At 53.6% G+C, this 26,442-nt stretch carries 21 protein-coding genes; 6 read left to right on the top strand and 15 right to left on the bottom strand.

Annotated features, from left to right (window positions below; all coding sequences use genetic code 11):
* Positions 1-82: 82 nt before the first annotated feature.
* The 11 genes from C1J03_RS13150 to C1J03_RS13100 form a co-directional block, all read right to left on the bottom strand.
* A complete protein-coding gene (locus tag C1J03_RS13150) occupies positions 83-1,588 on the bottom strand; it encodes an aldehyde dehydrogenase (NADP(+)) (RefSeq protein WP_114887013.1) in 1,506 nt (501 codons plus the stop codon).
* Between the two features lie 3 nt (positions 1,589-1,591).
* Complete coding sequence (locus C1J03_RS13145) at positions 1,592-2,506, bottom strand: dihydrodipicolinate synthase family protein (RefSeq protein WP_114887012.1); 915 nt, start codon at positions 2,504-2,506, stop codon at positions 1,592-1,594.
* A gap of 5 nt (positions 2,507-2,511) precedes the next feature.
* A complete protein-coding gene (locus C1J03_RS13140; RefSeq protein ID WP_114887011.1) occupies positions 2,512-3,687 on the bottom strand; it encodes an L-rhamnonate dehydratase in 1,176 nt (391 codons plus the stop codon).
* On the bottom strand, positions 3,684-4,703 hold the full coding sequence (locus C1J03_RS13135; protein WP_114887010.1) for a 4-hydroxythreonine-4-phosphate dehydrogenase PdxA: 1,020 nt from the start codon (positions 4,701-4,703) through the stop codon (positions 3,684-3,686). The genes C1J03_RS13140 and C1J03_RS13135 overlap by 4 nt, the downstream gene beginning before the upstream one ends.
* A complete protein-coding gene (locus tag C1J03_RS13130; protein WP_114887009.1) occupies positions 4,700-5,662 on the bottom strand; it encodes a YncE family protein in 963 nt (320 codons plus the stop codon). Before C1J03_RS13130 ends, C1J03_RS13135 begins: the two co-directional genes overlap by 4 nt.
* A 113-nt stretch (positions 5,663-5,775) precedes the next feature.
* The gene (locus tag C1J03_RS13125) at positions 5,776-6,915 is read right to left on the bottom strand and encodes a substrate-binding domain-containing protein (RefSeq protein WP_114887008.1); all 1,140 of its coding nucleotides are present in this window, start codon (positions 6,913-6,915) and stop codon (positions 5,776-5,778) included.
* 82 nt (positions 6,916-6,997) lie between these two features.
* The gene (locus C1J03_RS13120; protein ID WP_114887007.1) at positions 6,998-8,125 is read right to left on the bottom strand and encodes an ABC transporter permease; all 1,128 of its coding nucleotides are present in this window, start codon (positions 8,123-8,125) and stop codon (positions 6,998-7,000) included.
* Positions 8,126-8,135: 10 nt separating this feature from the next.
* On the bottom strand, positions 8,136-8,930 hold the full coding sequence (locus C1J03_RS13115) for an ATP-binding cassette domain-containing protein (protein WP_254694038.1): 795 nt from the start codon (positions 8,928-8,930) through the stop codon (positions 8,136-8,138).
* Positions 8,931-9,022: 92 nt separating this feature from the next.
* Positions 9,023-10,072, bottom strand: a complete 1,050-nt coding sequence (locus tag C1J03_RS13110; RefSeq protein WP_114887006.1) for a substrate-binding domain-containing protein — start codon at positions 10,070-10,072, stop codon at positions 9,023-9,025.
* Positions 10,073-10,101: 29 nt separating this feature from the next.
* Positions 10,102-11,124, bottom strand: a complete 1,023-nt coding sequence (locus tag C1J03_RS13105; protein WP_114887005.1) for an ABC transporter permease — start codon at positions 11,122-11,124, stop codon at positions 10,102-10,104.
* On the bottom strand, positions 11,111-12,637 hold the full coding sequence (locus C1J03_RS13100) for a sugar ABC transporter ATP-binding protein (RefSeq protein ID WP_114887004.1): 1,527 nt from the start codon (positions 12,635-12,637) through the stop codon (positions 11,111-11,113). The genes C1J03_RS13105 and C1J03_RS13100 overlap by 14 nt, the downstream gene beginning before the upstream one ends.
* A 185-nt stretch (positions 12,638-12,822) precedes the next feature.
* Here C1J03_RS13100 and C1J03_RS13095 point away from each other — a divergent pair, with 185 nt between their 5' ends.
* Together C1J03_RS13095 and C1J03_RS13090 are read left to right on the top strand one after the other, a co-directional pair.
* The gene (locus tag C1J03_RS13095) at positions 12,823-13,797 is read left to right on the top strand and encodes a LacI family DNA-binding transcriptional regulator (protein ID WP_302661601.1); all 975 of its coding nucleotides are present in this window, start codon (positions 12,823-12,825) and stop codon (positions 13,795-13,797) included.
* Between the two features lie 427 nt (positions 13,798-14,224).
* Positions 14,225-15,472, top strand: coding sequence for an IS256 family transposase (locus C1J03_RS13090; protein ID WP_114883178.1), 1,248 nt, complete (start codon positions 14,225-14,227; stop codon positions 15,470-15,472).
* A 201-nt stretch (positions 15,473-15,673) separates the two neighbouring features.
* On the opposite strand, the gene C1J03_RS13085 is transcribed toward C1J03_RS13090, so the two are convergent.
* Entirely contained in the window at positions 15,674-16,732 is a 1,059-nt protein-coding gene (locus tag C1J03_RS13085; protein WP_114887003.1) for a saccharopine dehydrogenase family protein, read from the bottom strand.
* 79 nt (positions 16,733-16,811) lie between these two features.
* Entirely contained in the window at positions 16,812-18,314 is a 1,503-nt protein-coding gene (amaB, locus tag C1J03_RS13080) for an L-piperidine-6-carboxylate dehydrogenase (protein ID WP_114888995.1), read from the bottom strand.
* 153 nt (positions 18,315-18,467) lie between these two features.
* Between amaB and C1J03_RS13075 the strand changes: the two genes are divergently transcribed.
* A complete protein-coding gene (locus C1J03_RS13075) occupies positions 18,468-20,210 on the top strand; it encodes a thiamine pyrophosphate-binding protein (protein ID WP_216825854.1) in 1,743 nt (580 codons plus the stop codon).
* Here the strand turns inward: C1J03_RS13075 and C1J03_RS13070 are convergent.
* Complete coding sequence (locus tag C1J03_RS13070) at positions 20,190-20,900, bottom strand: aspartate/glutamate racemase family protein (protein WP_114887001.1); 711 nt, start codon at positions 20,898-20,900, stop codon at positions 20,190-20,192. The genes C1J03_RS13075 and C1J03_RS13070 overlap by 21 nt on opposite strands.
* A gap of 107 nt (positions 20,901-21,007) precedes the next feature.
* A complete protein-coding gene (locus C1J03_RS13065; RefSeq protein WP_114887000.1) occupies positions 21,008-21,514 on the bottom strand; it encodes an Lrp/AsnC family transcriptional regulator in 507 nt (168 codons plus the stop codon).
* Positions 21,515-21,839: 325 nt separating this feature from the next.
* Here C1J03_RS13065 and C1J03_RS13055 point away from each other — a divergent pair, with 325 nt between their 5' ends.
* Genes C1J03_RS13055 through C1J03_RS13045 form a run of 3 tightly spaced genes read left to right on the top strand, consistent with a single transcriptional unit; the run spans position 21,840 to position 26,289 of the window.
* Positions 21,840-24,026, top strand: coding sequence for a dehydrogenase E1 component subunit alpha/beta (locus C1J03_RS13055; RefSeq protein WP_114886998.1), 2,187 nt, complete (start codon positions 21,840-21,842; stop codon positions 24,024-24,026).
* Positions 24,023-25,060, top strand: coding sequence for an ACP S-malonyltransferase (locus C1J03_RS13050; RefSeq protein WP_114886997.1), 1,038 nt, complete (start codon positions 24,023-24,025; stop codon positions 25,058-25,060). Before C1J03_RS13055 ends, C1J03_RS13050 begins: the two co-directional genes overlap by 4 nt.
* Positions 25,057-26,289 carry an NAD(P)/FAD-dependent oxidoreductase gene (locus C1J03_RS13045; RefSeq protein WP_114886996.1) on the top strand — a complete coding sequence of 411 codons (1,233 nt, stop codon included), beginning with the start codon at positions 25,057-25,059 and terminating at the stop codon, positions 26,287-26,289. Before C1J03_RS13050 ends, C1J03_RS13045 begins: the two co-directional genes overlap by 4 nt.
* Positions 26,290-26,442: the final 153 nt, after the last annotated feature.

Genomic DNA, 26,442 nt, shown 5'->3' with positions numbered 1-26,442 from the left:
CTTATGTCCTTTTCTATGTGTGTGCGGCGCAAGCAGGGTTCCACCTGCGCTGCGCCAGTTTTGTGGTATGTTCCGCGACCAGTCAGGATGTTTGCAATTCGGGGTGCAACAGGGCCGCAGGAAAATCCTGATATGAAACAGGACGCAACCAGCGAACGATCGCCAAGGTCCCAACAGACGTTGCCCGGACGTCGGTGCTGGCGGGGAAGGGCCCACCGTGCATCATCGCTGAACAAACTTCGACACCGGTCGGGAAACCGTTGCACAACAATCGGCCTGCTTTTTCTTCCAGAACGACGGCCAGTTCGCGGGCCACATCCATATCGGCGTCGTCCATTTGTAGCGTGGCCGTTAGCTGACCTTCCAAGGCTTCGGCGACTGCCTTCATCTGATCGACGTCGTTACATTCGACCAATATCCCAGCCGCCCCAAAGACTTCGTGTTGCAAAGCGGGCGTCGCCATCCATGTTGCGGCATCAATTTTGAACACAGCGGGCAGGGCATGGCGGGGGGTGTCCGAGCGCCCACAAGATGAGATTTCCTCCATCAGGTCCGCCAAACCCAAAACCCCTTTTTGGTAAGCATCATGTATCCCATCCGTAAGCATCTTTTGCTCTGGAGCGTCCTTCAGGGCCGCCAAAGTCGCATCTGCAAATTTGTCAAAATGGGCACCACGCACCCCGACGATGATACCGGGATTGGTACAGAATTGACCTGCACCCATCGTGAGCGATCCAGCCCAGCCAGCACCAAGGGCAGCGCCGCGCGCTTCAATCGCATGCGGAAGCAGGAACACTGGGTTTACGCTCCCAAGCTCACCATAAAAAGGGATCGGCAAGGGGCGGGCGTGGCACAAATCAAACAGCGCTCTGCCGCCACCATATGATCCCGTGAAACCAACCGCACGAATTTCAGGGTGTTGAACCAGCGCCGCACCGATGACGCGACCTGGCCCTTGGAGGATTTGGAAGGTGCCCGCAGGCATGCCACAGATTTCGATCGCTTTAGCAATGGCTTGTCCCACCAGTTCGGCGGTGCCTGCATGTGCTTCGTGGCCTTTTACAATAACAGGGCAACCTGCGGCTAAAGCGCTGGCTGTGTCGCCTCCTGCCGTAGAAAATGCCAATGGGAAGTTAGAGGCACCAAACACCACAACTGGACCAATTGGCCGGTGCGTCAAACGGAGGTCAGAACGCGGCAGAGGGGCGCGATCTGGCAGTGCTTCATCGATCCGGACATCAAGATGTTCGTCCTTTTCGATCAGGTCCGCGAACATGCGCAGCTGACCCATTGTCCGACCTCTTTCACCATTCAGCCGGGCCTCTGGCAGGCCAGATTCGGCGCAACCTGTCTTGGTGATTTCTTCGCCCAGCAGATCGATCTGCTCAGCAATCGTGCGTAAGAACGCTGCGCGATCACCGCGTGAGACACTGGCGTAAGCACGAAAATCACGGCGCGCAGCATTACAGGCCGCATCAACCTGTGCGGTTGTCGCCTGTGCGAAAGCCATACCGTCTAGATCGGCGCTGACCCGCGTTTTGTCTGATCCCTGCCATGCGCCATCGATTAGATTTTTACCTGTGAGCATTGGTTATTTTCCCCATTTCAAAACAATTGGATCAAGCGGTTTGATCAAGCTTAGCAAACGCGCGCGAATTTCAGGATGCAGCGGTTCAATCGGATGGCGGCAGAACTCGGATTTGATCACGCCACCTTCGACCATCGCAGCCTTTGTTGAACGCCAACCGCACTGCCGGTTCTCGTGGTTGATAGCCATTGCAACACGACCGTAAGCCGCTGTTGCACCTTCCATATCGCCTGCGTTGTGCAACTCGATCACCGGCTTGATCTGATCCACAATCATGCCCGAGGTCATAGAACCCGTGGCACCGGCATCCAAATCAGCCAGCAATGTTATGGCTTCTTCACCATCAAATGGCCCTTCAATCGCCGCGCCTCCTGTGGCGATCAGTGCGCGCAATTTATTTGCGGCCATTGGGCACTCGATCTTGAAGAGCTTCACCATGTCGATCTCGTGGGCCATTTTGACCAAGAGCGGCACAGGCAAATCAACGCCAGACAAAGGGGCGTCTTGGATCATGATAGGGATGCCAACCTCGCCAACGGCTTGGAACTGCTCAAAAGTTTGCTGTGCAGTCCCTTTTAACAATGCGCCATGATAGGGCGGCATTAACATCACAATGTCAGCGCCAAGGTCTTTTGCAAACTGCGCACGCTCCACCGCGATTTGGGTGGCATAGTGACTGATCGTAACAATCACCGGCACACGCCCCGCGATATGCTCAACCGAGAGCCGGGCAAGCGTTTCGCGTTCTGCGTCCGAAATCAAAAACTGCTCTGAGAAATTGGCGAGGATGCAGATGCCATCCGCGCCTTGATCGATGATGCAATCAAGCACCCGTTTCATGCCCTCTAGATCAAGCGACCCGTCGGGATTGAAAGGTGTCGGTGCGACAGGCCAAATGCCTCTGTAAACAGCGCTCATCTGCTTTATTCCTCGATATCAAAGTTGTGTAGGTGCTTGTCGGAGATGGTGATGCCCAGCCCCGGAATATTGTCATCCAACTGCAGGAAACCGTCCACGGCTTCGGGATCACCTTCGAAGATATAATAGAACAACTCATTGCCTACCTCGACGTCAAAGACGGGGAAATACTCGGCGATTGGACAGTTCACATTGGCCATTGTCAGGTGATAATTGTGCATTTGGCCTGCATGCGGGATGACGGGGATTTGGTAGGCCTCAGCGATCGCATTGATCTTTTGGGCTGCCGTAATTCCGCCGACACGGTTCGTATCATATTGCAAAACACTGACGGCTTTTTTCTCGAGTAACTGCTGGCACCCCATGACGGAGAATTCATGTTCTCCGCCCGAGATCGGAATGATCCCCATCGCGTTCAGTTCGGCGTAGCCGTTAACATCGTCTGCAATAACAGGTTCTTCCAGCCAGCGCGGCTCGAACTTGGCCAGCTTGGGAAGCATGCGTTTGGCGTAATCAAGGTTCCAACCCATGTAGCATTCAAGCATCAAATCCACGTCATAACCCAGCACTTCGCGCAGGGCTTCGACCCGTTTGATGTTTTCGCGCATGCCTTTCATGCCGTCCTTGGGCCCAAAGCCAAAGCGGGTTTTGAACCCTTGGTAGCCGTGCTTTTGCGCCTCTTCGGCCTCAGCTTGCATGGATTCAATCGAACCCGAATATAGCTTTGAATAATAAACTGGGATCTTCTCTTTGGTGCGCCCGCCTAAGAGTTTGAATACCGGCTTATTCGTGAGTTTGCCCATCAAGTCCCAAATCGCCAGATCAATCGCAGACATCGCTGTCATACCAATGCCTTTGCGGCCCCAAGCATGGGAACGCCGGTACATCTTGTCCCAGATATAGGCGTAATCGAACGGGTCTTCCCCGATGACCATCGGCGCGTACCAATCATCAATGGCCTTCTTAACAACGGTAGGCGCGAGGGCCGCATTGCCAATGCCGATGGTGCCGTCATCTGTTTCGATCTCGCAGGTTAACCACTGGTGAAACCGGAAGGATGACATTGCGTCACCTTTATCCCACAACGCATCAGAAGCATTAGTGCAAAAGTTGCCCGATGGCGGCACGGTCGGACCTTTCCAGTTCCAGACGCGCGTGCGGATTGATTTGATTTTGGTCATAGCTGTGTCTCCTGGGATCGTTCGGCGTGGTGCGTCTTGGCCATGCGCACCAACAGATTAAAGGCCTGTCGTGTTGCGCTGACGTTGGCTTTGTTCTGGCCTGCGATATCAAAGGCGGTGCCGTGGGCAGGGGTTGCCGCAGGAATGGGCAAACCGCCCGCAACGGTCACACCCCGCTCAAACCCCAACAGCTTAATCGCGATTTGGCCCTGATCGTGGTACATCGTGACAACCGCATCCACTTCGCCACGTTTTGCTTTCAAAAATACGGTGTCAGACGGCCAAGGTCCTGTAACATTCATCTGCTTAGCCTGCGCTTTGGCAATCGCGGGTTCCAGAATGTCGATCTCTTCGCGACCAAATTTACCGTTGTCACCAGCATGTGGGTTAAGGGCTGCGACAGCAATTGATGGCCGTGATTTTCCCGCCCGAAGCAAAGTCTCATTCGCGAGGTTTATTGCTTTCAGAATGGCTTCTTGGGTGATGTTTTCGGCGACCTCTTTCAAGCCGATATGGCTGGTGACGCGCGTTGTCATCATGTCATCAAGGACATTGAGCTCGCTGTGATAGCCTTCATAACCAAGGTAGCGGGCCATATACCTGTGCTCGTCCTCGGCATTCAAACCTGCGCTGGTCATCGAAGCCTTGTTAAACGGCGCGAACAAGATCCCATCAACCAAGCCCGCTTGCGCAAGGTCCATGGCCTTGTCAAGGCACCGCAACGACGAACGCCCACCGGCTTCTGTCACTGTCGAAATCTGAATTTCGTCAGCAGAAATCGTTTCTAGATCAAGGTGATGCACACCTTCTTGGGCGGCTAGCTCGGCCTCAGTAATTGGGGTCAACGGAACCGGCAAATCAGCCTGCTGCGCGCCTTGTTCCCACAAGTGGCTGTCGCCGACCAAAACGATGTTGGCGGCCTCCGTAACACCCGTATCATTCAACAGCTTTGCGATCAGTTCAGGGCCGATCCCCGAAGGGTCCCCTGGTACAATTGCGATACGTGGTTTGCTCATGACAAGCCCTTCCAATGGTTAGAAAATCCGTCTGGTAAAATCACCATGACATCGGGTTCTTTGCCGGTTTCAAAGGTCTGCACGACCTCAAAAGTATCAAGGCTAAAGCGCTGAACTTGCTCGCAATCAATCGCGATGTAAGCAAAATCTTGCTCTGCATCCAAGCACAGCGCGAGCGGATTTGCAGGTGTATCCTGACGGTGCAATTCCTCGCCGGTTTCTTCGTCAAACACGCTGAACGATCCGCCAAGATGGTTCATCGTCACCAAGCGATTGCGTTTTGTATCGTGGTAAATGCGGCAAGGATCATTTGGCGTTGGAAACGAGCGGATCACCTTCAAAGTCTCGGTATCGATCATCGTCACAGTGTTTGAGATCCGGTTTGTCGTATAAAGCAACTTCTCGTCGGCGCGCATTGCCCGGCCCTCGGGTTTTTCTCCTGTCTTGATTGAAACAGGTGCAACGCTTGGATCGTATGGTTTGAACATAGTCACGTCGCCGGACGTCAGGTTCATGGAATATGCCGTTTCCCCGTCCGCGGTCAGTGCAAAGAGGTGAGATTTGGTGCCGCCCGTCGGCGTGATGTGGTCCCAACCTTGATCAAAGGCCCGGGGGTTTTCTTTGATCAGCAGATGCGCGGTCCATTCCGATAGAACATACAGACGGCCTTTCGCATCGAGGTCAATTCCATGAGGTCTGGCATGCTCGCCAAGATCATATGTATGCACGATCTGTTGCTTGCGGATGTCAATCACGATCACAGAGCGGCCGTCAGTGCCGTCGATGCCAGAATTCTGAACGCCGTAATGGCCGACATACGCATACTCAAATGCATCATCGACAACGAATTCATGAGGGTAGTCTGGCAATTCAACACGGCCCTGTCGGGCACCCGTTTCAATATCATACCAGCTTACACAGTGACTGCATTTTTCGATAAGCATCATCGATTGTGCCAAGAGAACCTCCAAAAAAAATCAATCTTGGTTTCGTCGGATTGCTTCAAACCCGCTATCACCAAGCCATTGTTGTGAATGTGCAAGGCCCAGCAACGCCGGGCCTTGCAGTGGTTTTATCGCTTCAATGCGCCAACGCCGGAGAAGCGGAAGGCTTCTGTTTCCAACGCGTTCAACTCGTCAGCTGACATTTGATCATGTGCGACAGTGATGCGGCCCAAGAAGACCAAAGGCAGTTCATCGCCTCGGTTTTCCAGATCTGCTTTGATGGCTTCGGCTGTTGCCGCGCCAACATCATCGCCCATGCGCATAGGTGTCGCGTCTAGATCGCCACGACGGATCGCATCCAACTCAAGGCCTGTGCCACCCCAACCGGTCGAGAAGATATCTTTGGTTTTCTCGGCCGCTACCTGTGCCTCAACGCTGCCCATTGCCATCGCGGTGTTGGCATTATGGATGACTTTGGCTTCTGGATAGGCTTGGAGGATCAGGCTTGTGCCTTCGTATCCACCTTCGGTCTGGTATTCGCCGTAGTGTTCGTAGGCGACGCTCCAGTTACCTTTTTCCATAACGCATTCCTTGAAATCACCTGAACGTTGGTTGTCGGTGATGCCTGGAATACCGCGGTTCATGGCCATAGTGACATCATTGCCCAAACGGCCAAGCATGTAGTCACACATGGTCAAAGCGCCTGCGGCAGAGGAGAAGTCAAACCAAGCTGCTGGTTGCGTTGCCAAATACTTGAGCGGCGTGTGGAAAGCCCAAACATAGGTGCTAAAGCCGTCGTTTCCGGACAGTTTTTCAATGTTATCGCCTTGAATGGCGAGCTCGGATGGTCCGAAGATCACATAGTCGTACAGATCTGCGTCTTGCTCGACTTGGTTGGCGTATGTCGCTTGCAAAGAATGCTCGACCTGACGGCTCGCAAACTCGGTTGTTTCATACGCGATACCCAACTGCTCAAGCCGTTTGGTCATCGCAAGATAGTTGCGCGCCCAAAAGTCTGAAGTATCTGCAGAAGGGTAGATCAGAGCAATCTGAACAGGATTATCTATCGAGCCGGTGAACGGTATGGCTTCTGCGCCAACCGCAGCTTGCAACGCTTCAAGTTTACCATCGGCGTTAACTTCGCCCGGCAGCCAGTGATCGCGGTCCGCAATCCCGGCCATCTCTTTAAGTGGCAAATGTCCATCTGCCATCGCCATACCAGCGCAGAGCACTGTTGTTGTAAGTAAAGTTGTCGTAAAGGCTTTCATCGTGGTTCCTCCCTATTGATGAAATGGTGGTGTCACACGGTGCGCCGAGGATCCTACCTCCCGGCGCACCACTTTTTATCTCTTAACCGCTGGGTGTTGGGTCAACTGCAAGCAGCGATCCCAAGACCAGCAACAGGGCCAAAAGGCCAAGGATGCCTAGAACAAATCGAAGCATCTTTTTGCCTTCAGGTGTGCTCAGGCCCGATAGCAACCCTTTGGCACCATCGCGGTCTTTCTTTTGCATCCAAGTGTACAGCGCGACCGAACTCACGATGACGACGCCAGAGGCGACGGATTGCCAAAAGAACTCGATACGCAAAGTGACCAGCGCGTTGATCATCATTGACAGCAAAAGCACGCCAGCAAATGATCCAATGATGGACGCCCGTCCGCCAAATAGTGATGTGCCACCCACAACCACGGCCGCGATAACGTGAAGGTTGAAGTAGGGCGCTGATGTCGCCTGCACGGCGTTCAATTTGCCGGTCAACATAAGGCCAGCAAGTGCTGCAGTCGCGCCCATCAAAACATACGCATAGATCTTGTGTCTGTTAACGGAAATCCCCGTCATTTCAGCGGCTTCAGGGTTGGACCCGATGGCAACCGTGTAGCGGCCAAAGTAGGTCTTTTTCAGCAGCCAATATCCCCCGATCATTGTCGCGATCCCGATGACGACAGGAATAGGTAGAAATCCAGGGATTTGGCCACGGCCGATGTCCGTCAAAAGGTCCGGGAACCTTGCGAGAACCAGCCCCTTGGCAAGAACCAAAGCAAAACCACGATAAACAAGGTCCATTGCCAAAGTACCAATCAAGTCAGGCACCTTTAGCTTTGTGATAACCAAGCCGTTGATTAGACCCATGGTGGCTCCCAACATGATCGCAATCGGAATAGCGACCCAGGCAGGAAAGCCATATTGCTTGATCAAAAAGGCCATCACGATAGCACTGAGGGCCGCGATGGAGCCGATCGACAAATCGATGCCACGCTGCGTGATGACAAAAGTCATCGCCATTGCCATTGGCATATAAAGCGCCGCGTCGATCAAGATTAGCTTCATGTTGCTGATGCGGAAATAGCGGGCGGGTTCGACCGCGCCCATGAACAAAAGGATGGCAAGGATCATGACCATGGGGCCAATGATTGCCAGATAGGGCTCGATCCGTTCGCCAAAGCTGCGCGGCGGAAGGTTTGTTGTTGTAGTTGTCATTGTATTTCCCTCAGGCTGCTTCTTCAGCGCCAACGATCAGACCGAGCACTTCTTGCTGGCTGCTTTCAGACGTCTTGACGACACCGGCACATTGGCCGCGCCGTTGAACATGGACGCGATCAGAAACCTGAAAGACGTCATCCAGCGAGTGGCTGATCAAGATAACGGCCAGCCCCTGCGCCTTGAGCGCCTCGATCAATTTCAAAGTACGTGCTGTTTCTTGTGGGCCGAGGGCCGCAGTCGGCTCGTCCATGACCAGCACCCGAAGCCCTTCGGTATAGACCGCGCGGGCAATAGCCACAGCTTGGCGTTGACCGCCAGACAGGCTTTCGGTCGCGGCATCCATGGAACGAAGTGTCAGGCCAAGGCGTTCAAACAACACACGCTCGGTCTCGGATCGCATCTTTTTGTTGTCGAGGACTGGAATGCCAAAAAAGCTCTTGGTCAGTTCATTGCCCAAAAACATGTTGGCGGCTGGATCAAGATGATCAGCCAAAGCAAGCGTTTGATAAACCGCATCGATACCTTTTGCGATGGCATCGGAGTGGTTGGTCATCTCCAGTGTTTCACCGCCAACCATGATCTGGCCTTCGGAAGGTTGATACACGCCTGTCAGAATTTTGATCAGTGTGGATTTGCCCGCACCGTTATCCCCAACAATTGCGAGAACTTCGCCAGCGTATGCATCAAGGTCGACATCGGATAGCGCGGTAACCCCACCAAATCGTTTTGAAATGTTGCGCATCTTGACCAATGGCTCAGACGACATAACGGCACCTTTCTTGAGTTTGCAAAGCTCCGCCATGTCCGGAAAGTCCGGAAAACAGAACGCTTTGAAATTTTTAAAAAATGGTGGCGAAGAAAGCCTTTCGACGCCACCAGTTCAGGGGAGGTTCCTTATTTGCCCCAGATCGCACCGTACGCAGCGCGATATGGCGAATCTGGATCAAACGAATTGCTGTCGCCGAGTTTGGCTAGTCCTTCTTGAGTCACCAAGGCCGGTGAGGTGATGTAACCCGAACATGCTTCCCCAGAAATCGCTCGGTTCAACTCATCCACAAGCTGCCAACCCTGAAGATTCAAGGGCTCGGCCACTGTGATTGCTTGGTACTGGCCTGTACGGATCCGCTGGAACGCAGCTTCTGAGCCATCGCCGGCCGATCCGGCAAGTGGCGCGCCGTCACCTTTGATGCCAGCAGCGGCGAGGGCAGGGCCCATAAAGTCAAAATACAGGTCATTGATCGCTAACGCGTGTGTCCAGCTGCTGCCATATTTTTGCAAAAGGCTGGTTGTTAGTGGTCCCATCCGGCTGGATGTATCTGCAATCGGTGTGTCGACATATTCAAGAACTGTGCCGCCCATCGCTTCGATGGTTTCTTTGATCCGGTCCGCTTTGTCGATCGCAATCTGGTAGGTGGAGTCTGTGAAGATTACCGCACCGACATTGTCGCCACCGTCTTCTATGGCCCATTTTGCGGCCACTTCAGAAACGGTCATTGCGTTTGTGGACACGTTGGCGAAAATGCCGCCCGGCGCGTCACACCCGATTTTGGGGCCAGAGTGCCAAGAAACCATTGGGATGCCGGCGGTAGAAACGCCTTCCAGCGCAGCCTGCTGTTCCACTGCATCAAAGCCATTGATGATGATGCCATCTGGCTGCAACGCCATGGCTTGACCAATTGCGCCAGTGCGGCCTTGGATTGAACCCGCGCCGTCCAAGACACGAACGTCCCATCCGATCACTGCCGCTGCTTCTTCGATGCCTGTCGTCACACCAAGAATGCCGCCGTTTTTCAGGTCACCCGCCAAGATAACAATTGATTTGCCTTCGGCAGCGACTGGACCTGATGAGGGTCCGTCAAAAGCTGTTTCGGCGAACGCTGATGCACCCGTGCTGACAAGTAACGTCGTAGCAAGAAGCACCTTCATTGTTGTTCGTCGTTGCATAATATTCCTCCCTATATGCATGTCGTGAATTATGATGATTTCGCGCCCTTGTTGCGTTGCGCGTAGCCTGCGATCCCGATGGCGATCAGCAAGGTTACGCCATTAAACATTGGCTCAACCCAGAACGATCCGCCGAATTGCTGGATGCCTGAGATACCCACCGCAAGCACCGCAACACCGATGATCGTTCCAAAAACGTTGACCCGACCGGGCTTGATGGTGGTCGATCCCAAGAAGGCACCAACCAATGCAGGCAGCAGAAACTCTAGGCCCACGCTGGCTTGTCCGATACGCAATTTGGATGCCAAGATGACCCCGGCAAGAGCCGTCAAAAAGCCCGAGCTCATGAACGCGCCGATGACGTATTTGCGTGTTGGGATGCCGCTCAATTGGGCGGCCTTTTGGTTCGCGCCAATTCCATAAAGATAGCGACCCATCGGGGTGTATTCCAATACGATCCACATGATGATGGTGATGGCCGCCACGTAAAACCCAGTGATGGGCAGCCCAAATACAAACGTTCCGTTGATTGCATAAAAGCCGTCCGGAAGCAGGCCAACCATCTGGCGCCCCCCCGTGTGCCAAAGCGCCAAGGCATAAAGCACAGTGCCGGTACCCAGCGTCGCGATAAAGCTGTCGATCTGGGCCACTTCAACCAGAAGGCCGTTCAAGAAACCGGTGAACAAACCCAACGTCAAGACAATGCCAACCGCAATTGGCCACGGAATTCCGTAAATTGTCTGCAAGGAGATGGCGAGGATGTGCCATAAAACGATGCCATAGCCGACTGTCAGATCAATCCGCCCCGCGGCCATCGGGATCATCGCACCCAACGACAGCAACGCGATGATGGCTTTGTCAGAAATGATCGCGCGCAGGTTCAAAATCGTTGGGAATGTGTTGGGCAACAAGATTGAGAATAAAAGGATCAGCACCCCAGTGATGATCACCAAGCCGTAGACCGGCAACAGGCGCATCATGCGGCCGGCCAAGGTTAGCTTACTGAGCTCTGCCCGCGTCGGTTCAAGGGCATTAGACTTAAGAGATTGCATGGGGGTTTTCCTTCGCCAATCCATGATTGCCTGCCGAGGCGGCTTGGATCAGGTTTTCTGATGTTAGTCGGGTGCCTTTGAGCTCGCCAACGATCTGGCCTTGGCTAAACACAATCGCGCGATGGCAGATAGCGGCTACTTCTTCGAAATCTGTAGAGACGATTATTATTGCAACGCCAGCTTCCAAAGCCTTGTTCAACAAGGTGTAAATCTCTGCCTTAGCACCAACGTCTACGCCCGCTGTTGGATCCTCGCAAATCAACAATTTACGGTCTGTCGCAAGCCAACGACCCATCACCACCTTTTGTTGGTTTCCACCAGACAAGGCCTCGATTGCGAGGGTTGGATCATTCGGGCTCAGGGCGATGTCCTTGCCGATTTGAACAGCGGCTTTTGTTTCGTCGCTTCCCCACATAAAGGAAAAGGCCTTGCGGCCAACGGCTGCCGGATTAAGAAACGTGTTTTCGCGAATTGTGAGGTTCATAGCAATTGCTTCGCCGGTACGGTCACGGGCAACGAGGCCGATACCGGCATCCAAAGCTGACTGCGGTGAACTTAGATCAGGTATCGTACCGTCCAGAACGATGGTGCCGCGAAATGGCTCAACACCAAAAAGGGCACGGGACACATCCTCATGACCTGCACCGCGCAATCCAACCAGCCCAACAATTTCATTGCGGTGCAAGTCAAAGTCGACCGGCCCAGCTTCGCCCACATAAAGATCCTGAACACTCAATGTTTTTTCGCCGCGCGCTTCGGTCGGCTTGTGCACTTCGCGTGTCGCACGACCAACAATCATGTTGACCAATTCCTCGGGCGAGGTGTGGTCGATGGCGCGCACACCAACAACCTGGCCGTCGCGTAAAACTGCAACGCGGTCCGCAATGTCAAAAATCTCGTCCAACCGATGTGAAACGTAGATCATCCCAACGCCCTGTTCGCGCAATGGGCGCAGGGCCTTGAACAATCGATCCACTTCGTCCGCGGGCAATGACGCCGTTGGTTCATCCAAAACAAGAAAGTCACAATCGACAGCCAATGCGCGGGCAATCGCGACGAGCGATTTTTCCGTGCGTGATAAATCTTGAACACGGGTTGTCGGATCAAACGTGCAGTCGACCTTGGCCAAAGCCTGCCGTGCGAATTCGTTGACCTTGCTCCATTTGATTAACCCGTTTTTGCGCGAATATCCCAAAGCCAGAGCAATGTTCTCGGCGACGGTCATCCATTCAATCAAGCCCAGATCTTGGTGGATAAACGCTACTTTTTGACGTTCTCCAAAGCCGCTGGGGCGATGTGCATAGGGCTGGCCATCGATTAAAATCTGGCCGGCATCAGGTGCGTGAATGCCTCCGAGGACTTTGATGAGGGTCGATTTTCCGGCACCGTTTTCGCCCAGCAAAGCAACAATCTCGCCGCGCTCAACAGCGAGCGATACCGACTTAAGAGCGTAGGTGCCCCCAAAGTGCTTTTCGACTGAATCAAAAAATAAGCCGCCTTGCAAACGTTGCACCAGAATCCCCCCCCGTTCGAGTTTTTAACACTCAACTGCCTCTCCCAAGACTGTTGAGTTACCCGTAACGTATTGCTATCATTGTGGTGGAACCCGTCGCTGTCAACGCAAAATGTTACGGGTAACGTAAGCGGCCGTGGAGAGACACTATTTCTATTAAGAACAATCGAGTAGGTGTAAATGATGTGGCCAAGGCCGCAGGCGTTTCCAAGATGACAGTGAGTCGCGTTCTGCGTGACGAAGGCGGCTTTTCAGAAACTACGCGTGTCAAAGTGATGACGCAAATCGAACGATTAGGGTATCTGCCGAATCGACTCGCCGCTGTTTTTGCAGGCGACACGCGATCTACCTTTGTCGGGGTCGCTATTCCTGAGTTGGCGAACGAAGTATTCGGTTTGATTTTGGAGGGGGTTGATCGAAAGCTGGGCGCTTTCTCTCATCAAACGGTTCTTGGAGTTACCCAGCACGCGCTTGATCAAGAAGAGAAATGGATCGAACGGGTCCTTTCTTGGCAGCCCGCTGGCCTTATTCTGACAGGCCGTGCGCATTCTCAAAAATCGCAATCCATGTTGAGGTCTGCAGGGATACCGATCGTCGAGATTTGGGATCTCAATTCGTCTCCGATGGATATGTGCGTCGGGCTGGATCACTATGATAGCGGGTATGACATGGGTCGCCATTTGCTGTCCAAGGGCTACCGTAAATTTGGCTATGTCGGCACATCTCATATTTCGGCAAACGCTGCATCTGCGCGAATGGATGGTTTTGCAAAGGCCGTGACGGATTCTGGTGGGGAAGTGACCAAGCAGTTGTGCCTACACGATGTTCCCGGTTTTTATCCCGGATATTATGGCACGGAGCAGCTTTTGGCGTCGGCTCCGAATGTCGAAGCGGTGTTTTATCAAAACGACAACATGGCCGTTGGTGGTATGCAATATTGCCAAGCGCGGGGCATGGCGACGCCTGACGATATCGCAATTGCGGGGTGGGGCGACCTGCCGGTTCTTTCTATCCAACCATACCGCATGACGACTGTTCGCATCCCACATCTCAAACTTGGTCAGACCGCGGCTGAAGTGCTTCTTGACGCGCTGCAAGGTAGCCCCACCCAGAATGTCCATGACATCGGGTATTTGTTGGTGCCCGGGTCGACCACCTAGATCTGTACAGTTCCTGCAAAGCGGCTTGGTTGCCTTGCGAAATCAATCGCCAAACTTAACTTCGGCGGATAGAGCATCTGCGCAAGAAGGGAATTATGAATAACTGATATGTTCGTATATTCCATCTGACAGGAGCCAAACATGAGGGAGTTTTTATCACTTCTCCCAGCACGGATAGTTCTGCGCAGAGTAAATCATACCGCTGGGATTAGATGGCGAGTTCAGCATGGTACGTTTGGTCTTTGGCTTAATGGCAGTATCCAGCTGCTGTGGTGTGATTTTGAAGTTCTGTTAGGGCCCGCAGATCACAGTTATGGGGTGCCCGAGCTATGACTGAATCTGGTGTTTGGGGGATTTGAAGGTTGGCGGCGTATCTGGTTGATTTGTTGTTGCGAGACAGCAGCCCAACCGAAGGAGATACACCACCATGGAAACGACTAACATTGTTGATTTTTCGCGTCGAGACGGGATCACGGACGCGCTGACGGATTTATTGAGAACAGGAGCGCAGCAATTGATCGCAACAGCCGTTGAAGCTGAGCTTGAAAGCTATCTGTCTCAGTTTACCACCGCGCGCACTGAGGCCGGTCATGCGACTGTTGTGCGCAATGGGCATCATCCCGAGCGCCCGTTCCAAACGGGCATCGGCCCCGTGAACGTGCGCATTCCCAAGGTTCGCTCAAAAAACGGCCAGCCCGTGACATTCCATTCGGCCCTGGTGCCACCGTACGTGCGCAGAACCAAAACGTTGGAAGCGGCCTTGCCATGGCTGTATCTGAAGGGCATCTCCAGCGGTGAAATGGGCTCGGCTCTCAAGGTTCTTCTGGGCCCTGATGCGGCGGGATTGTCGGCAAATACGGTCTCACGGCTCAAGCGCGATTGGGCCAACGAATACGGCGAGTGGAGAAAGGCAGCGTTGGACGATGAGCCCTTGGTCTACATCTGGGCTGACGGTGTCCACAGCGGCCTTCGGGGCGAGGATGACAAGCTCTGCGCCCTTGTGATTGTGGGGGTAACAGCCCGTGGCAAGAAGCGGTTCTTGGCTATTGAGGACGGGGTGCGCGAGTCCACGCAGAGCTGGCGCGAGGCTCTCCTCAGCCTCAAAAGCCGGGGAATGAACGCCCCGAAACTTGCTATTGGAGATGGTGCCATGGGGTTCTGGGCCGCCATAGATGAAGTCTATCCTGAGACCCGTCATCAACGCTGTTGGCAACACAAAACTATGAATGTGCTCAACTGTTTGCCCAAGCTGTCTCAGCCAAAGGCCAAAGCTGCGATCCACAACATCTGGCAGGCTGAGACCAAAGATGATGCGGGCAAGGCCTTAGATTTGTTCATCAAAACCTACGAACCCAAATACCCCAAGGCGACGCTGTGCCTGCAAAAGGACCGCGAGGAACTCATGGCATTCTTCGACTTTCCAGCACAACACTGGCAAAGCATCCGCACCAGTAATCCAATTGAATCCGCCTTTGCCACGATCCGTCATCGCACCAAACGATCAAAGGGCTGCCTCTCACGCGACGGCATGCTGCACATGATGTTCAAGCTGGGGCAATGCGCCGAGCAAAACTGGAGGAAACTACGCGGCTTTGACTACCTCGCCAAAGTCATCACCGGCGTCGCATTCAAAGACGGAATTGAAGCCACTGAAAACAGCCAGATCGCCGCATGACCAGAAACCCTTAAACACCAGATTTGACAATAACTCGGGGTGCCCTCGAACAGGGTGATCACATCGATGTAGGGTGTCCAACAGGGCGCAGGAATGATCACCTGCTTGGCCTCTGTGCATACGTTCACACACTTGGACAAGGCCAGATTGGCAATGCGGTCAGCTTTTCGAACGGCATTCGACCCTCTTGGAACGCCTGATTTAGGCGACGTAAAGCGCACCGGTTGGTGTCGCCAGAAAGTCTGAAAGGGAGATATCCTCTTGTTTCAGGAACCCTTTATTGGGCAGTTTGCCATCGCGCACCATCTCGATGATGGCAACGACCGATCCGGCAGTTGTCCATGCAATGGCTGTTCGAGATTTTCCGGCGATCTCAATTGGCCGGTAACCACGTACAAATTCTCGGCGCGCCAGTTTGCCGTCCTTTGTGCCCTCTGCGGCGACGTGGACATAGACGACATCATCATCCACTGGCGGTTTTGCGTTGATCAGGATTTCGCCAGCTTCTTTGCGGCGATCACGCATCAATAGCTCATGAAAGAAGAAGTTCATTTGCGCGGCATGACCGGGGTAGCGCATTGTTTTATAATCAATATTTTTGACCTTCGCGAGGTAGGTTTCGCACATCGTGCCCAACCCGCCTGAAGTCGTGAAAGCCTCAAGTTTGATGCCATCAATATATATGTCCTCGAGCCATTCCATTGCGGACACCCATTTGATTTCCCCGTCTTCAATGACTTCGCAATCGTTAAGGTATTCGTTCACAACGCCTTCAGGCGACCAGTTGAACGCGTATCCCATTAAACCCGTCGGGTTTTGGGGCAGGGCACCTACCCGCATTTTGCAACTGCGGCAGTCATCCAAAGAGGCGATCAAATCGGCACCCACAATCCCAACAAACCCGGGCGCAAGCCCGCATTGCGGTGCCATCAGGCCTTTGGACGTCGCGCTCAATTCAATGATGGACTTGGTGGTAGCGACATCCTCAGTCAGGTCAAAGTAATGGATGCCAGCATCATGCGCGATCTTTGCGAGGCGTTTGTTCAACATGAACGGCAAGCAAGATAACACCGCGTCTTGTTCCGCGAATTCTTCGGCAACGCCAGCATCAGAGGACAGATCCAAAGCCTTGACGGAATAGGGTGTGTCTGGGGCGCTGGGGGACAAATCAATGCCCGTTACTTCAAACCCCGAACCAAGCAGCAAATCTGCCGCCAGTTTCCCCACTTTCCCGAGACCAAGCACTGCAATCTTTTTCATACTGTTAACCTTTTTTTTGGATGAGAAATTATGGAGCGCCTTGCCCAAAATAACTGGCGCCTGTCCTTTCTCAAAATATCTAGATGTCGAACTTAATGCCTTGCGCCAGCGGCAACTCGCGAGAGTAATTAACCGTGTTAGTCTGGCGCCGCATATAGGCCTTCCACGCGTCCGAGCCGCTTTCGCGCCCGCCACCTGTTTCCTTTTCACCGCCAAATGCCCCCCCAATTTCTGCGCCGGACGGTCCGATATTAACGTTGGCAATGCCGCAATCGGAGCCGGAGGCAGATAGGAACGTCTCAGCTTCGCGCAGATCGGTGGTGAAGATGCAGGAGGACAGACCCTGGGGGACATCGTTTTGCAGTGCGATTGCCTCTTCAAGGGTTTTGTACTTCACCGCATAGAGGATCGGCGCAAATGTCTCGTGATGCATGATGGCAGATTGTTCGGGCATCTCGACGATTGCGGGTACGACATAGGCCCCATTAGGAAATTCGTCCGCCAACGCTCGCCCGCCACCGTGCACTGTCCCGCCTTGCGACTTTGCTGTCTCAAGCGATGTCATCATCGCTGTCAGCGCGCCTTGATCTATCAGCGGGCCGACAAGAGTCTTGGCATCAAGGGGGTCCCCAACGGGTAGGGTTGAGTAGGCTTTTATCAAGCGCGGGATCAGTTCTTCATAGATGTCTTCGTGCACAATTAGGCGCCGCAAGGAGGTGCATCGTTGCCCGGCAGTTCCAACTGCTGAAAACACGATGGCGCGCAATGCCATTTCCAGGTCCGCTGAAGGAGCCACGATCATCGCATTGTTCCCGCCCAGCTCGAGGATCGTTTTGCCAAGGCGCTTTGACATGTTTGTCGCGACGGCCTTGCCCATTGGCACGGATCCTGTCGCAGAAATGAGCACCACATCGTCCGAATTTGTGAGTGCCTCGCCTAAATCGCGCTCGCCAATGAGGGATTGGATCAGACCTGCAGGTGCGTCTGTACCAAACCGTGACATGGCGCGTTCGCAAATGATCTGCACAGCCATTTGCGTCAGAGGTGTTTTTTCGGAAGGTTTTGCGATGACTGGGTCACCACACACAAGCGCTAGCGCCACATTCCAACACCAGGGGGCAACCGGAAAGTTGAAGGCCGTTATCACGCCGCACGTGCCAAGAGGGTGCCAGCTTTCACGCATCGCGTGACCGGGCCGTTCTGACGCAATAGTTAACCCGTAAAGTTGCCGCGACAGGCCCACGGCAAAGTCGCAAATATCGATCATTTCTTGGACTTCACCCAGCCCCTCCTGATAGATCTTGCCGCATTCTAGCGTCACGAGACGCCCCAGGTTTTCTTTTTCAGCGCGCAACTCTTCGCCAAGAATACGGACCAGTTCGCCGCGGCGTGGACCGGGCACCAACCGCCATGCTTTGAACGCATCGTTTGCTAGGGCGATCATGGCAGCGGCCTCTTCGATCGAATGCGTCTTCACTTTGGCAATTTCAGACCCGTCAACGGGCGTAGTGACAGACAATGATCCACCGGTTGTGACGTCTTCGGTCAGCCCGCAGGCAGTCAAAATCTCTTGAAACGACATGTGGTTTTCCTTTGATTTGTTGTTCGCCTGAGATGAACCGATCCGCGCCCTCGGCGCATCCCAGTAAATTGCCAGGTTTTTGGAATTTTCCGACATTTTGCTGGATCATGCTCGATCAACTGGTTCCGCAATGTCAGATCAACAAAGGAGATTATGATGTTAGGTTCAGACATACTTGTCGAAATGCTGGAGCTGTATGGCGTTGAGCACATTTTTGGCGTCCCGGGTGATACCAATGTTCCGCTCTATACTGCCTTGCAGCGGCGGGTCGGCAACATCGAGCAAATTATGTGCCGCGATGAACGCAGCGCGGGTTATATGGCAGACGCCTATGCGCGTATTTCTAACAAGGTCGGCGTGTTTGAAGCGCCGTCAGGTGCGGGTGCGATGTATTCACTACCACCAGTGGCCGAGGCGCATGCATCTTCTGTTCCGGTTATCTTGATGACAATTGACGTCCCGCTGCCCGGCGAAGGGCGCGGTGTGATCACTGAATTGGACACCGTCAAATTGTTTGAACCGGTGACCAAAGCGTCCATTCAAACTAAATCCCCAGAGAAAATTCCCGAAATTATCCGCCGTGCCTTCCGTATCGCGACCACTGGCAAACCTGGCGCTGTGCACATCGTAATTCCCGAGGACATGTTGCTTGCAGAAGTGCCGGTTGGAGAATTTTCTCTTCACGGTGAGGAGGAATGCAAGTCGTTCCCTGCATACCCAACCATGTCTGAGCCCGGTAAGGTTGAGGCTTTGGTTAATCTGATCGACAACGCCAAGCGGCCCTTGCTGATCGCAGGTGGTGGCGCAAATCGGTCGCAAGCACGCGCAGAGCTGCGGCGCTTTGCTGAGCAGATGAATATCCCTGTCGTAACGACGATTACGGGCCAGAGCACGATGCCCGATAATCACCCTCTTGCGATCGGCGTCATTGGCGATAATGGCTATCATCCGCATGCAAATATGGCGATGGAAGAAGCCGATTTGCTTGTGTATCTCGGCTCAAAGGTCGGCTCAGTGGTGTCGATTGGCTGGTCCTTTCCGTCCCACAATCCTGATCGTTTGGTCGCGCAAGTCGATATCGATCCGCAGGCCTTGTCCAATGTGACGAACAACACATTATCGATTGCAGGAGACGTGCGTTTGGTGCTTGGAGCATTGACTGAGGCCGCCAAAGATCATGCACCCAAAGGGAATGTGTGGATTGAAACGCTGAATGGCTACCGCACAGAATTTTGGGAGGGGGCAGAGCCCCTGTTTCACGACACCACTTTGCCATTGCGGCCCGAACCCGTGGTGCGCGCGTTCTCTGAGCGGCTGACCCATCCGGTCAATATTCTCTCGGATGCGGGTACGCCCACGCCTTATATGACGCGGTTTTTGCGGATGGGTGACACCGACAGCACATTCATTATTCCACGTGCTTATGGAGGATTGGGATATGCGATCCCTGCCGTTGTCGGGGCATGGAAAGCCGAGCCCGAAAAGGCGGTCATTGGGTTGTTTGGTGATGGATCTTTCAACATGAGCGTCGGCGAGTTGGAAACACTTGTCCGCCTGAATTGCCCGGCCACGCTGATCCAGTTCAACAACGGGTGTTTCGGGTGGATCAAGGGTCTTCAAAGGATGCAGGGCCGAGGTGTGAATGATTGCTATTCGGTCGATTTTACCAAGGCCAATGCCGCCGCAATTGCTGAATCGTTTGGCTTAAAATCTTGGCGTGTTCAGACATTGAAGGAGTTCGAGAGGGCCTTTGATGCAGCGCTTCTGCACGATGGTCCGTGCTTCATAGATGTCATTGTGGAATCTCTAGCTGAACGCATTCCCCCGGTCTTCTCGTGGCTGAAGAAAACCGGACGTGATCCGCTGTCGTTAACCTCAGAATCCTTGCCGTTCTGACCCATTCCAGATCATTTGCGCAGCGTCGAGGATGCTAAAGACAGGACGATCTGTCGCTGCGCGAATGGGCTCTGCATAGGGCGGCAAATTCCCGCATTCGAGCAAGAAACATTTGATACTCGGATTTCGCTGTAGCAGTGATTTCGCCTGGCTGATGGCGAAGGCCTCTATCTCTTGCGCATCGAGCGTACTGGGCTGTGATAGCTTCTCAGCGAGGATCGCATCTGAAAAAGGTTTGCAGCCATCAAGCCCTGCAATTTCCACGCCGCCAGGATCAATGCCTGCTGCCTGCAATGTTCCGTCGACAAGGTTTGGTTCTGATGCGGTTAGCACACCTATAGGTGCGCCGCCCGTCGCAATCTTCAAAATGGGATAAAGTGACAATGCGGAAACCATCACAGGGATATTTACGCTGGCTGCGATCTCATGCTGTCGATGCACTAGAAACCCGCAGGTCGAAACAAGGCCAATGGCGCCATCTGCTTCCAGCTTTTGCGCAACACCAATGAACGATTCAGTCAATTCGGCGCGCGGACCATGTGCAGCAACGACATCTGGTGCACCGGCACCTGTTACGGTCTCGATCTTAGTTGGGAAAGGGTAGCTATTGGGGTTTCCAGCATCACCCAAAATGCGTGGAAAGGCTGTGTCTAACATTAGCACGCCGAGAAACGGACGGTCTCTTTGCATTTCGCATGGCTCCTTCAGCAACTTGTTCGACAAACGAAGCGATTTCTCTGCACAAATTGCAGGTCTGTCAGCATTTTACTAGAAACTGTCGAGCTCGTTTGTTGGTATTACGGAGTATCTGAGAAGACCTGCGCCGCAATCCGTTGAGCTGTCTCCTTATATCGCCTGTCAAATCGTCGGCCAAATACGACATAGGATTTTGTGCGCAGAACGCCGGGTAACATCCCAATTTCATCGATAACGAGATCAAGATCTTCGATGCGAGGTGCCTCAACGCTGACGAATAAGTCAAAATCACCATTGATCGACAAGCAAACGCGCACTTCAGAATATTGAGAAATGCGATGTAAAACCTTGCGCGTTTCTTGCTGTTTTATCTCTAAAAACACCATGACTTGCACATTTTCTGCACTTGGGTTTCGGCTGAGAACAACAGAATACCCGGAGATAACACCAGAGTTTTCCATCCGCGCGATGCGCTCATGAACGGTCGAGCGTGCAACATTGAGACGGGCGGCGATATTGGAGGTCGACTCGCGCGCGTTGCGCTGAAGCTCACGAATGATGCTTCGATCGAGTTCGTCCTTCAGCCATTTTGAATTGGAATCTGTCATATTGCCGAAGAAATCATATCTTCCGGCAAATCGTCAAGTTACGTTTGCGCAGTTCATCGGACATAGTAGCCAAACCAAGAGCGAAGGGATGTATTATGGCTCGAACCTTGAACGAAAAGACAATCCGAGCTTGTCCCAATCGAGATGGCAGGATCCCCTATGCGCCAACCCAGCACTGTGCGATGGGGCACAACGCGGTGTCTTCATGCGTCACATGGTGAACTTTGGATCGATCAAGGTCAATGAAGGTTTACACGACGCCCATTCATTGATTTTTGTGCGAACACAAACTGGCCGTCAGGCATTCTATTAGGAGCATCCCCGGATGGATCGAGCGCTCATCGTTCATGAGAATTTTCTACGCCGCGTTAAGGCGGGCGATCTACCGGATGGGCCCGCCCCAAGCGATGTGGCCCCGGATGTTCTAATGCAAATCTTTCGGGCGCAATGTCTGTCTCGGCAATTGGATCGAACCAGCCGGGACATGCAAAAGGCAGGGCAGGGGTTTTACACCATTGGCTCCAGTGGCCACGAAGGCATGGCGGCCGTCGCAACGGCGCTAAGACCTACGGATATGGCATTCCTGCATTACCGCGATGCGGCATTCCAAATTGCCCGCGCAGGTCAGGTCCCGGGCGAAACACCCGCGTGGGACATTTTGCTTAGTTTTGCAGCATCGGCCGACGATCCCATTTCGGGCGGACGGCACAAGGTTCTTGGATCAGTGTCCCTGAATATTCCACCGCAAACTTCCACGATTGCTAGCCATTTGCCCAAAGCCATCGGAGCAGCTTACGCAATCGGCCTCGCAAGGCGGATTGAGGTCGAGCATGTGAAAATGCCATCTGACGCGTTGGTCATGTGTTCTTTTGGTGACGCATCCGCCAACCACTCTACTGCACAAGGCGCAATCAATGCCGCGTGTTGGGCAAGTTACCAGTCGGCGACGTTGCCATTGCTGTTTGTCTGTGAGGACAATGGTATCGGCATTTCAACACCAACACCAAAGGGATGGATCGCATCCAGCTTTGCGCATCGCCCGGGTTTAAAATATTTTACATGCAATGGGCTGGATATGGTCGAAACGTTGCGCGTTTCAAAACAGGCCGCCGCTTATGTCCGCGAGCATCGCAAACCTGCGTTCCTGCATATTCGTACTATTCGATTGTATGGCCACGCAGGTTCTGACGTCGAGGCAACCTACAGGGATAAAAAAGCAATCGAGGCGGACGAGGCAAACGATCCATTGCTGCAGTCGGTGCGGCTGTTGCGCGATGCAAATGCGTGCACGCCCGCGCAGGCTTTGGACGTTTATGAGGACACAGGCAATATTTGCGCTCGCATTTCAGGGCAGGTGGTTAAACGTCGCCGTCTGAGTACCCGCGCGGAAGTTAAGGCCAGCCTCATTCCACCTTCAAGACAATGCGCTGCAACCAACGGGCCAACCACAGACAAGCGCGAGGAGGTTTTCGGCAACGATCTGCGCGCGATGAAAGGCCCTCAACCGATGAACCGGCTGATTGGGTGGGCGCTGGCCGACTTAATGCTTGCCCATAAAGAAGTGGTTCTTGCCGGAGAGGATGTCGGCCGAAAGGGCGGCGTCTACGGCGTTACGCAGAAATTGCAGGCACGCTTTGGGCCGGACCGCGTCATTGACACGTTGCTGGATGAGCAATCCATTTTGGGTCTCGCCATTGGGCTTGGCCACAACGGGTTTGTGCCTATCCCCGAAATCCAATTTCTGGCCTATCTGCACAATGCTGAGGACCAGCTGCGCGGGGAAGCCGCGACGCTGAGTTTCTTTTCCGATGGGCAATTCACCAACCCCATGGTGCTGCGCATCGCCGGGTTAGGATACCAGAAGGGTTTCGGTGGGCATTTCCACAATGACAACTCGCTGGCGGTGCTGCGCGACATACCGGGGTTGATCATCGCCTGCCCATCGCGCGGTGACGATGCCGCCTGTATGTTACGCGAATGTGTGCGGCTGGCTCGCGGAGAACAACGCGTTGTTGTCTTTGTCGAACCCATCGCGCTCTATCCGATGCGGGACCTTCATGCCGACGGAGATAAAGCGTGGATGTGCACATATCCCGAACCTGATCGCCGCATTGGGCTGGGCGAGGTTGGTGTTGAAGGAAACGGCACCGACATTGCCATCGTCAGTTATGGAAACGGCCGATATCTGTCGGAGCAGGCTGCCTACATTCTAAAGGGTAAAGGCATAGATGCCCGTGTCATTGATATGCGCTGGATTGCCCCGATGCCCGAAGCCGCGCTTTTGGAAAAGACCAAAGATTGCAAAGCGGTCTTGATCGTTGACGAATGCCGAAAAACCGGCAGTCAATCTGAGGCGCTTATGGCGCTTTTCACAGAAGCCGGACGTCGCAAGATTGCACGGCTGACAGGAGACGATTGTTTCATCGCAACAGGCCCAGCTTATGCGGCAACATTGCCATCGACGAATGGGATCGTTGAGGCGGCAGTGGACCTGTGTGGGAGTAAATCATGAAGAAAACAGCGGTTATCATTTGCCCCGGGCGGGGCACCTATAACAAAGGCGAACTTGGATACCTGGGCCGCCACCATGCGGATCAATCAGATCTTATCTCGCAATTTGATGAATTGAGGACAGCGCGAAATCAAGAGACGATTAGGGATTTGGACAGCGCGGCACGGTTTTCCGGTGTGAAACATACCCGCGGCGACAATGCGTCGCCACTTATTTTCGCCTCCTCCTACTTCGACGCACAGGCCATTAGTAATGAGTATGACGTCCTTGCTGCCACCGGAAATTCTATGGGATGGTATATCGCGTTGGCCGTGGCTGGCGCTTTGGCTTCTTTAGCGGCCTTTGAGGTCGTGAACACCATGGGCACATTGATGCAAGACAGCATGATTGGGGGGCAAACCCTATATCCGTTTGTTGATGACAATTGGATCGCTGAACCGGGAAAAAAAGAGAGCCTTTTAGAAATGGTGGCTGATATTGCCACACGTCAAGACCACGATTTGGCCGTTTCGATCCACCTTGGTGGCATGTTGGTTGTAGCGGGAAATGAGCTGGGATTGCGCGCGTTTGAAAGTGCGGTGCCACCTTTGGGCGGCAGATATCCGATGCGTTTGCCCAATCACGCAGCTTTTCACACTGCTCTACAATGTCCGATAGCGAAGCAAGGGCAATCGCTTTTGTCTGAGGTCAATTTTAGCCCGCCCGACATTCCCTTGGTTGATGGGCGCGGCGCAGTTTGGCACCCTAGGTCGTGCAGGGCCTCGGACCTATGGGGATACACCTTGGGCCATCAGGTCGTGGAAACTTATGATTTCACAACGGCTGTTCAGGTCGCGGCCAAAACATTTGCACCAGACGTGTTCATCACCACCGGTCCGGGAACCACGTTGGGAGGTGCCGTCGCGCAATCATTGATTGCGATGAAGTGGGACGGCATTTCCAGCAAAGACGACTTTCAAAAACGTCAGGAAAAGGATCCTATCCTGGTTTCAATAGGCCGAGATGATCAGCGTTCCTTGGTCACTCGCGGATGACCAAAACAGCAGTTGTCGGCGCGGGGATTGTCGGCATTTGCACTGCTATCGCCTTGGCTGACAGAGGCCATCAAGTATCGCTGATAGACCGCAAAGCCCCCGGATCCGAGACATCTCGCTGGAATGCAGGTGTTCTGGCGACCAGTTCAATCATCCCGATCAATAACCCCAGCTTGTTTCCAAAGTTGCCGGGTATGCTGTTGGGCCGATATCCCGGTTTCCGGCTCAATCCCAAAGCCGCAGTTACGACAATCCCTTGGGCCGCGCGTTTTCTACGAAACGCTTTGCCAGCGGTTTCTGACCGCGTGTCAGCAGCACTCTGTGATCTGATTGAGCACTCCCGAAAATGTCATGCGGAACTCTCGGAACGAGCAGGGGGAGAATTGTGGAAATCTGAAGGGTGGCTCATTTCGTATCGCGGCCCCGACGGTTTTGAGCGTGCCAAGGCGCATGCCGATTTGCTTGAAAGGCGCGGCGTTCGCACACGCCCGTTGCAAACTGAGGAAATTGCCAAGGTCGAACCCGCTTTGCTTGGTGTTTTTACAGGCGCGGTTCATGTCTGCGATTCAATGCATACGGACCCTAAAACGCTGTTGGCTGCGTATCTGAGGCTTGCCAAAAACCTTGGAGTTACCGTCATCAAAGACACGGTTCTGGACGTCACGCCTAACAGCGCTGGGGTCTCACTTCGTCTGCAAATGGATGGCGTGGCCGAATTCAACAACGTCGTCCTCACAGCGGGACCTTGGACCAACAGCTTGCTCGCCAAACTTGGAATGAAGATACCTTTGGCGATTGAACGGGGATATCTCCAAAAATTCCCAACCAAATCTGCGTTGACCCGCCCATTCTTTGACGCAGATGGCGGCTACGTCGCGTCTCCACGATCTGGTGGGGTTCAGATATCCTCAGGAACAGAGCTCACTACATTGGCGACGCCTCCGGATCTAAATCAGTTCACCAAAGCGGTTGCCTTTGCCCGGGACGCGATTGATCTAGGGACGGCCGTTCAGCCCAAAGTCGCAGTAGGAAACCGTCCGACCTTGCCTGACAGTTTGCCGGTGATTGGACCGATTGGTCGAGTTCCGGGGCTTTGGATCGCGGCTGGGCACCAGCATGTGGGGTTAAGTACATCCGCAGGCACCGCCGATTTGCTGGCCTGTTTGATGTGTAATTCGCTACCTCGTATCGATGAAAGCCCCTTTAATCCAAAACGATTTGGCTTGTAACGCATGTTGCAAGCGCGACGACGTTGATCGCAGAAACGAAATATTGATCGTGAGCTCCAGCATTTTGTCTTAATTGTTCGGGTATCCGGCAAAATGGTAGGCAGAACCCGTCAGACCCTCACCAAACACTCGAACTCTAAGAGTCATATCAGG

The organism is Sulfitobacter sp. SK012 (genome assembly GCF_003352085.1).
In the GTDB taxonomy this organism is placed as follows: Bacteria; Pseudomonadota; Alphaproteobacteria; order Rhodobacterales; family Rhodobacteraceae; genus Sulfitobacter.
This window is presented reverse-complemented; position numbering and strand designations above follow the sequence as displayed.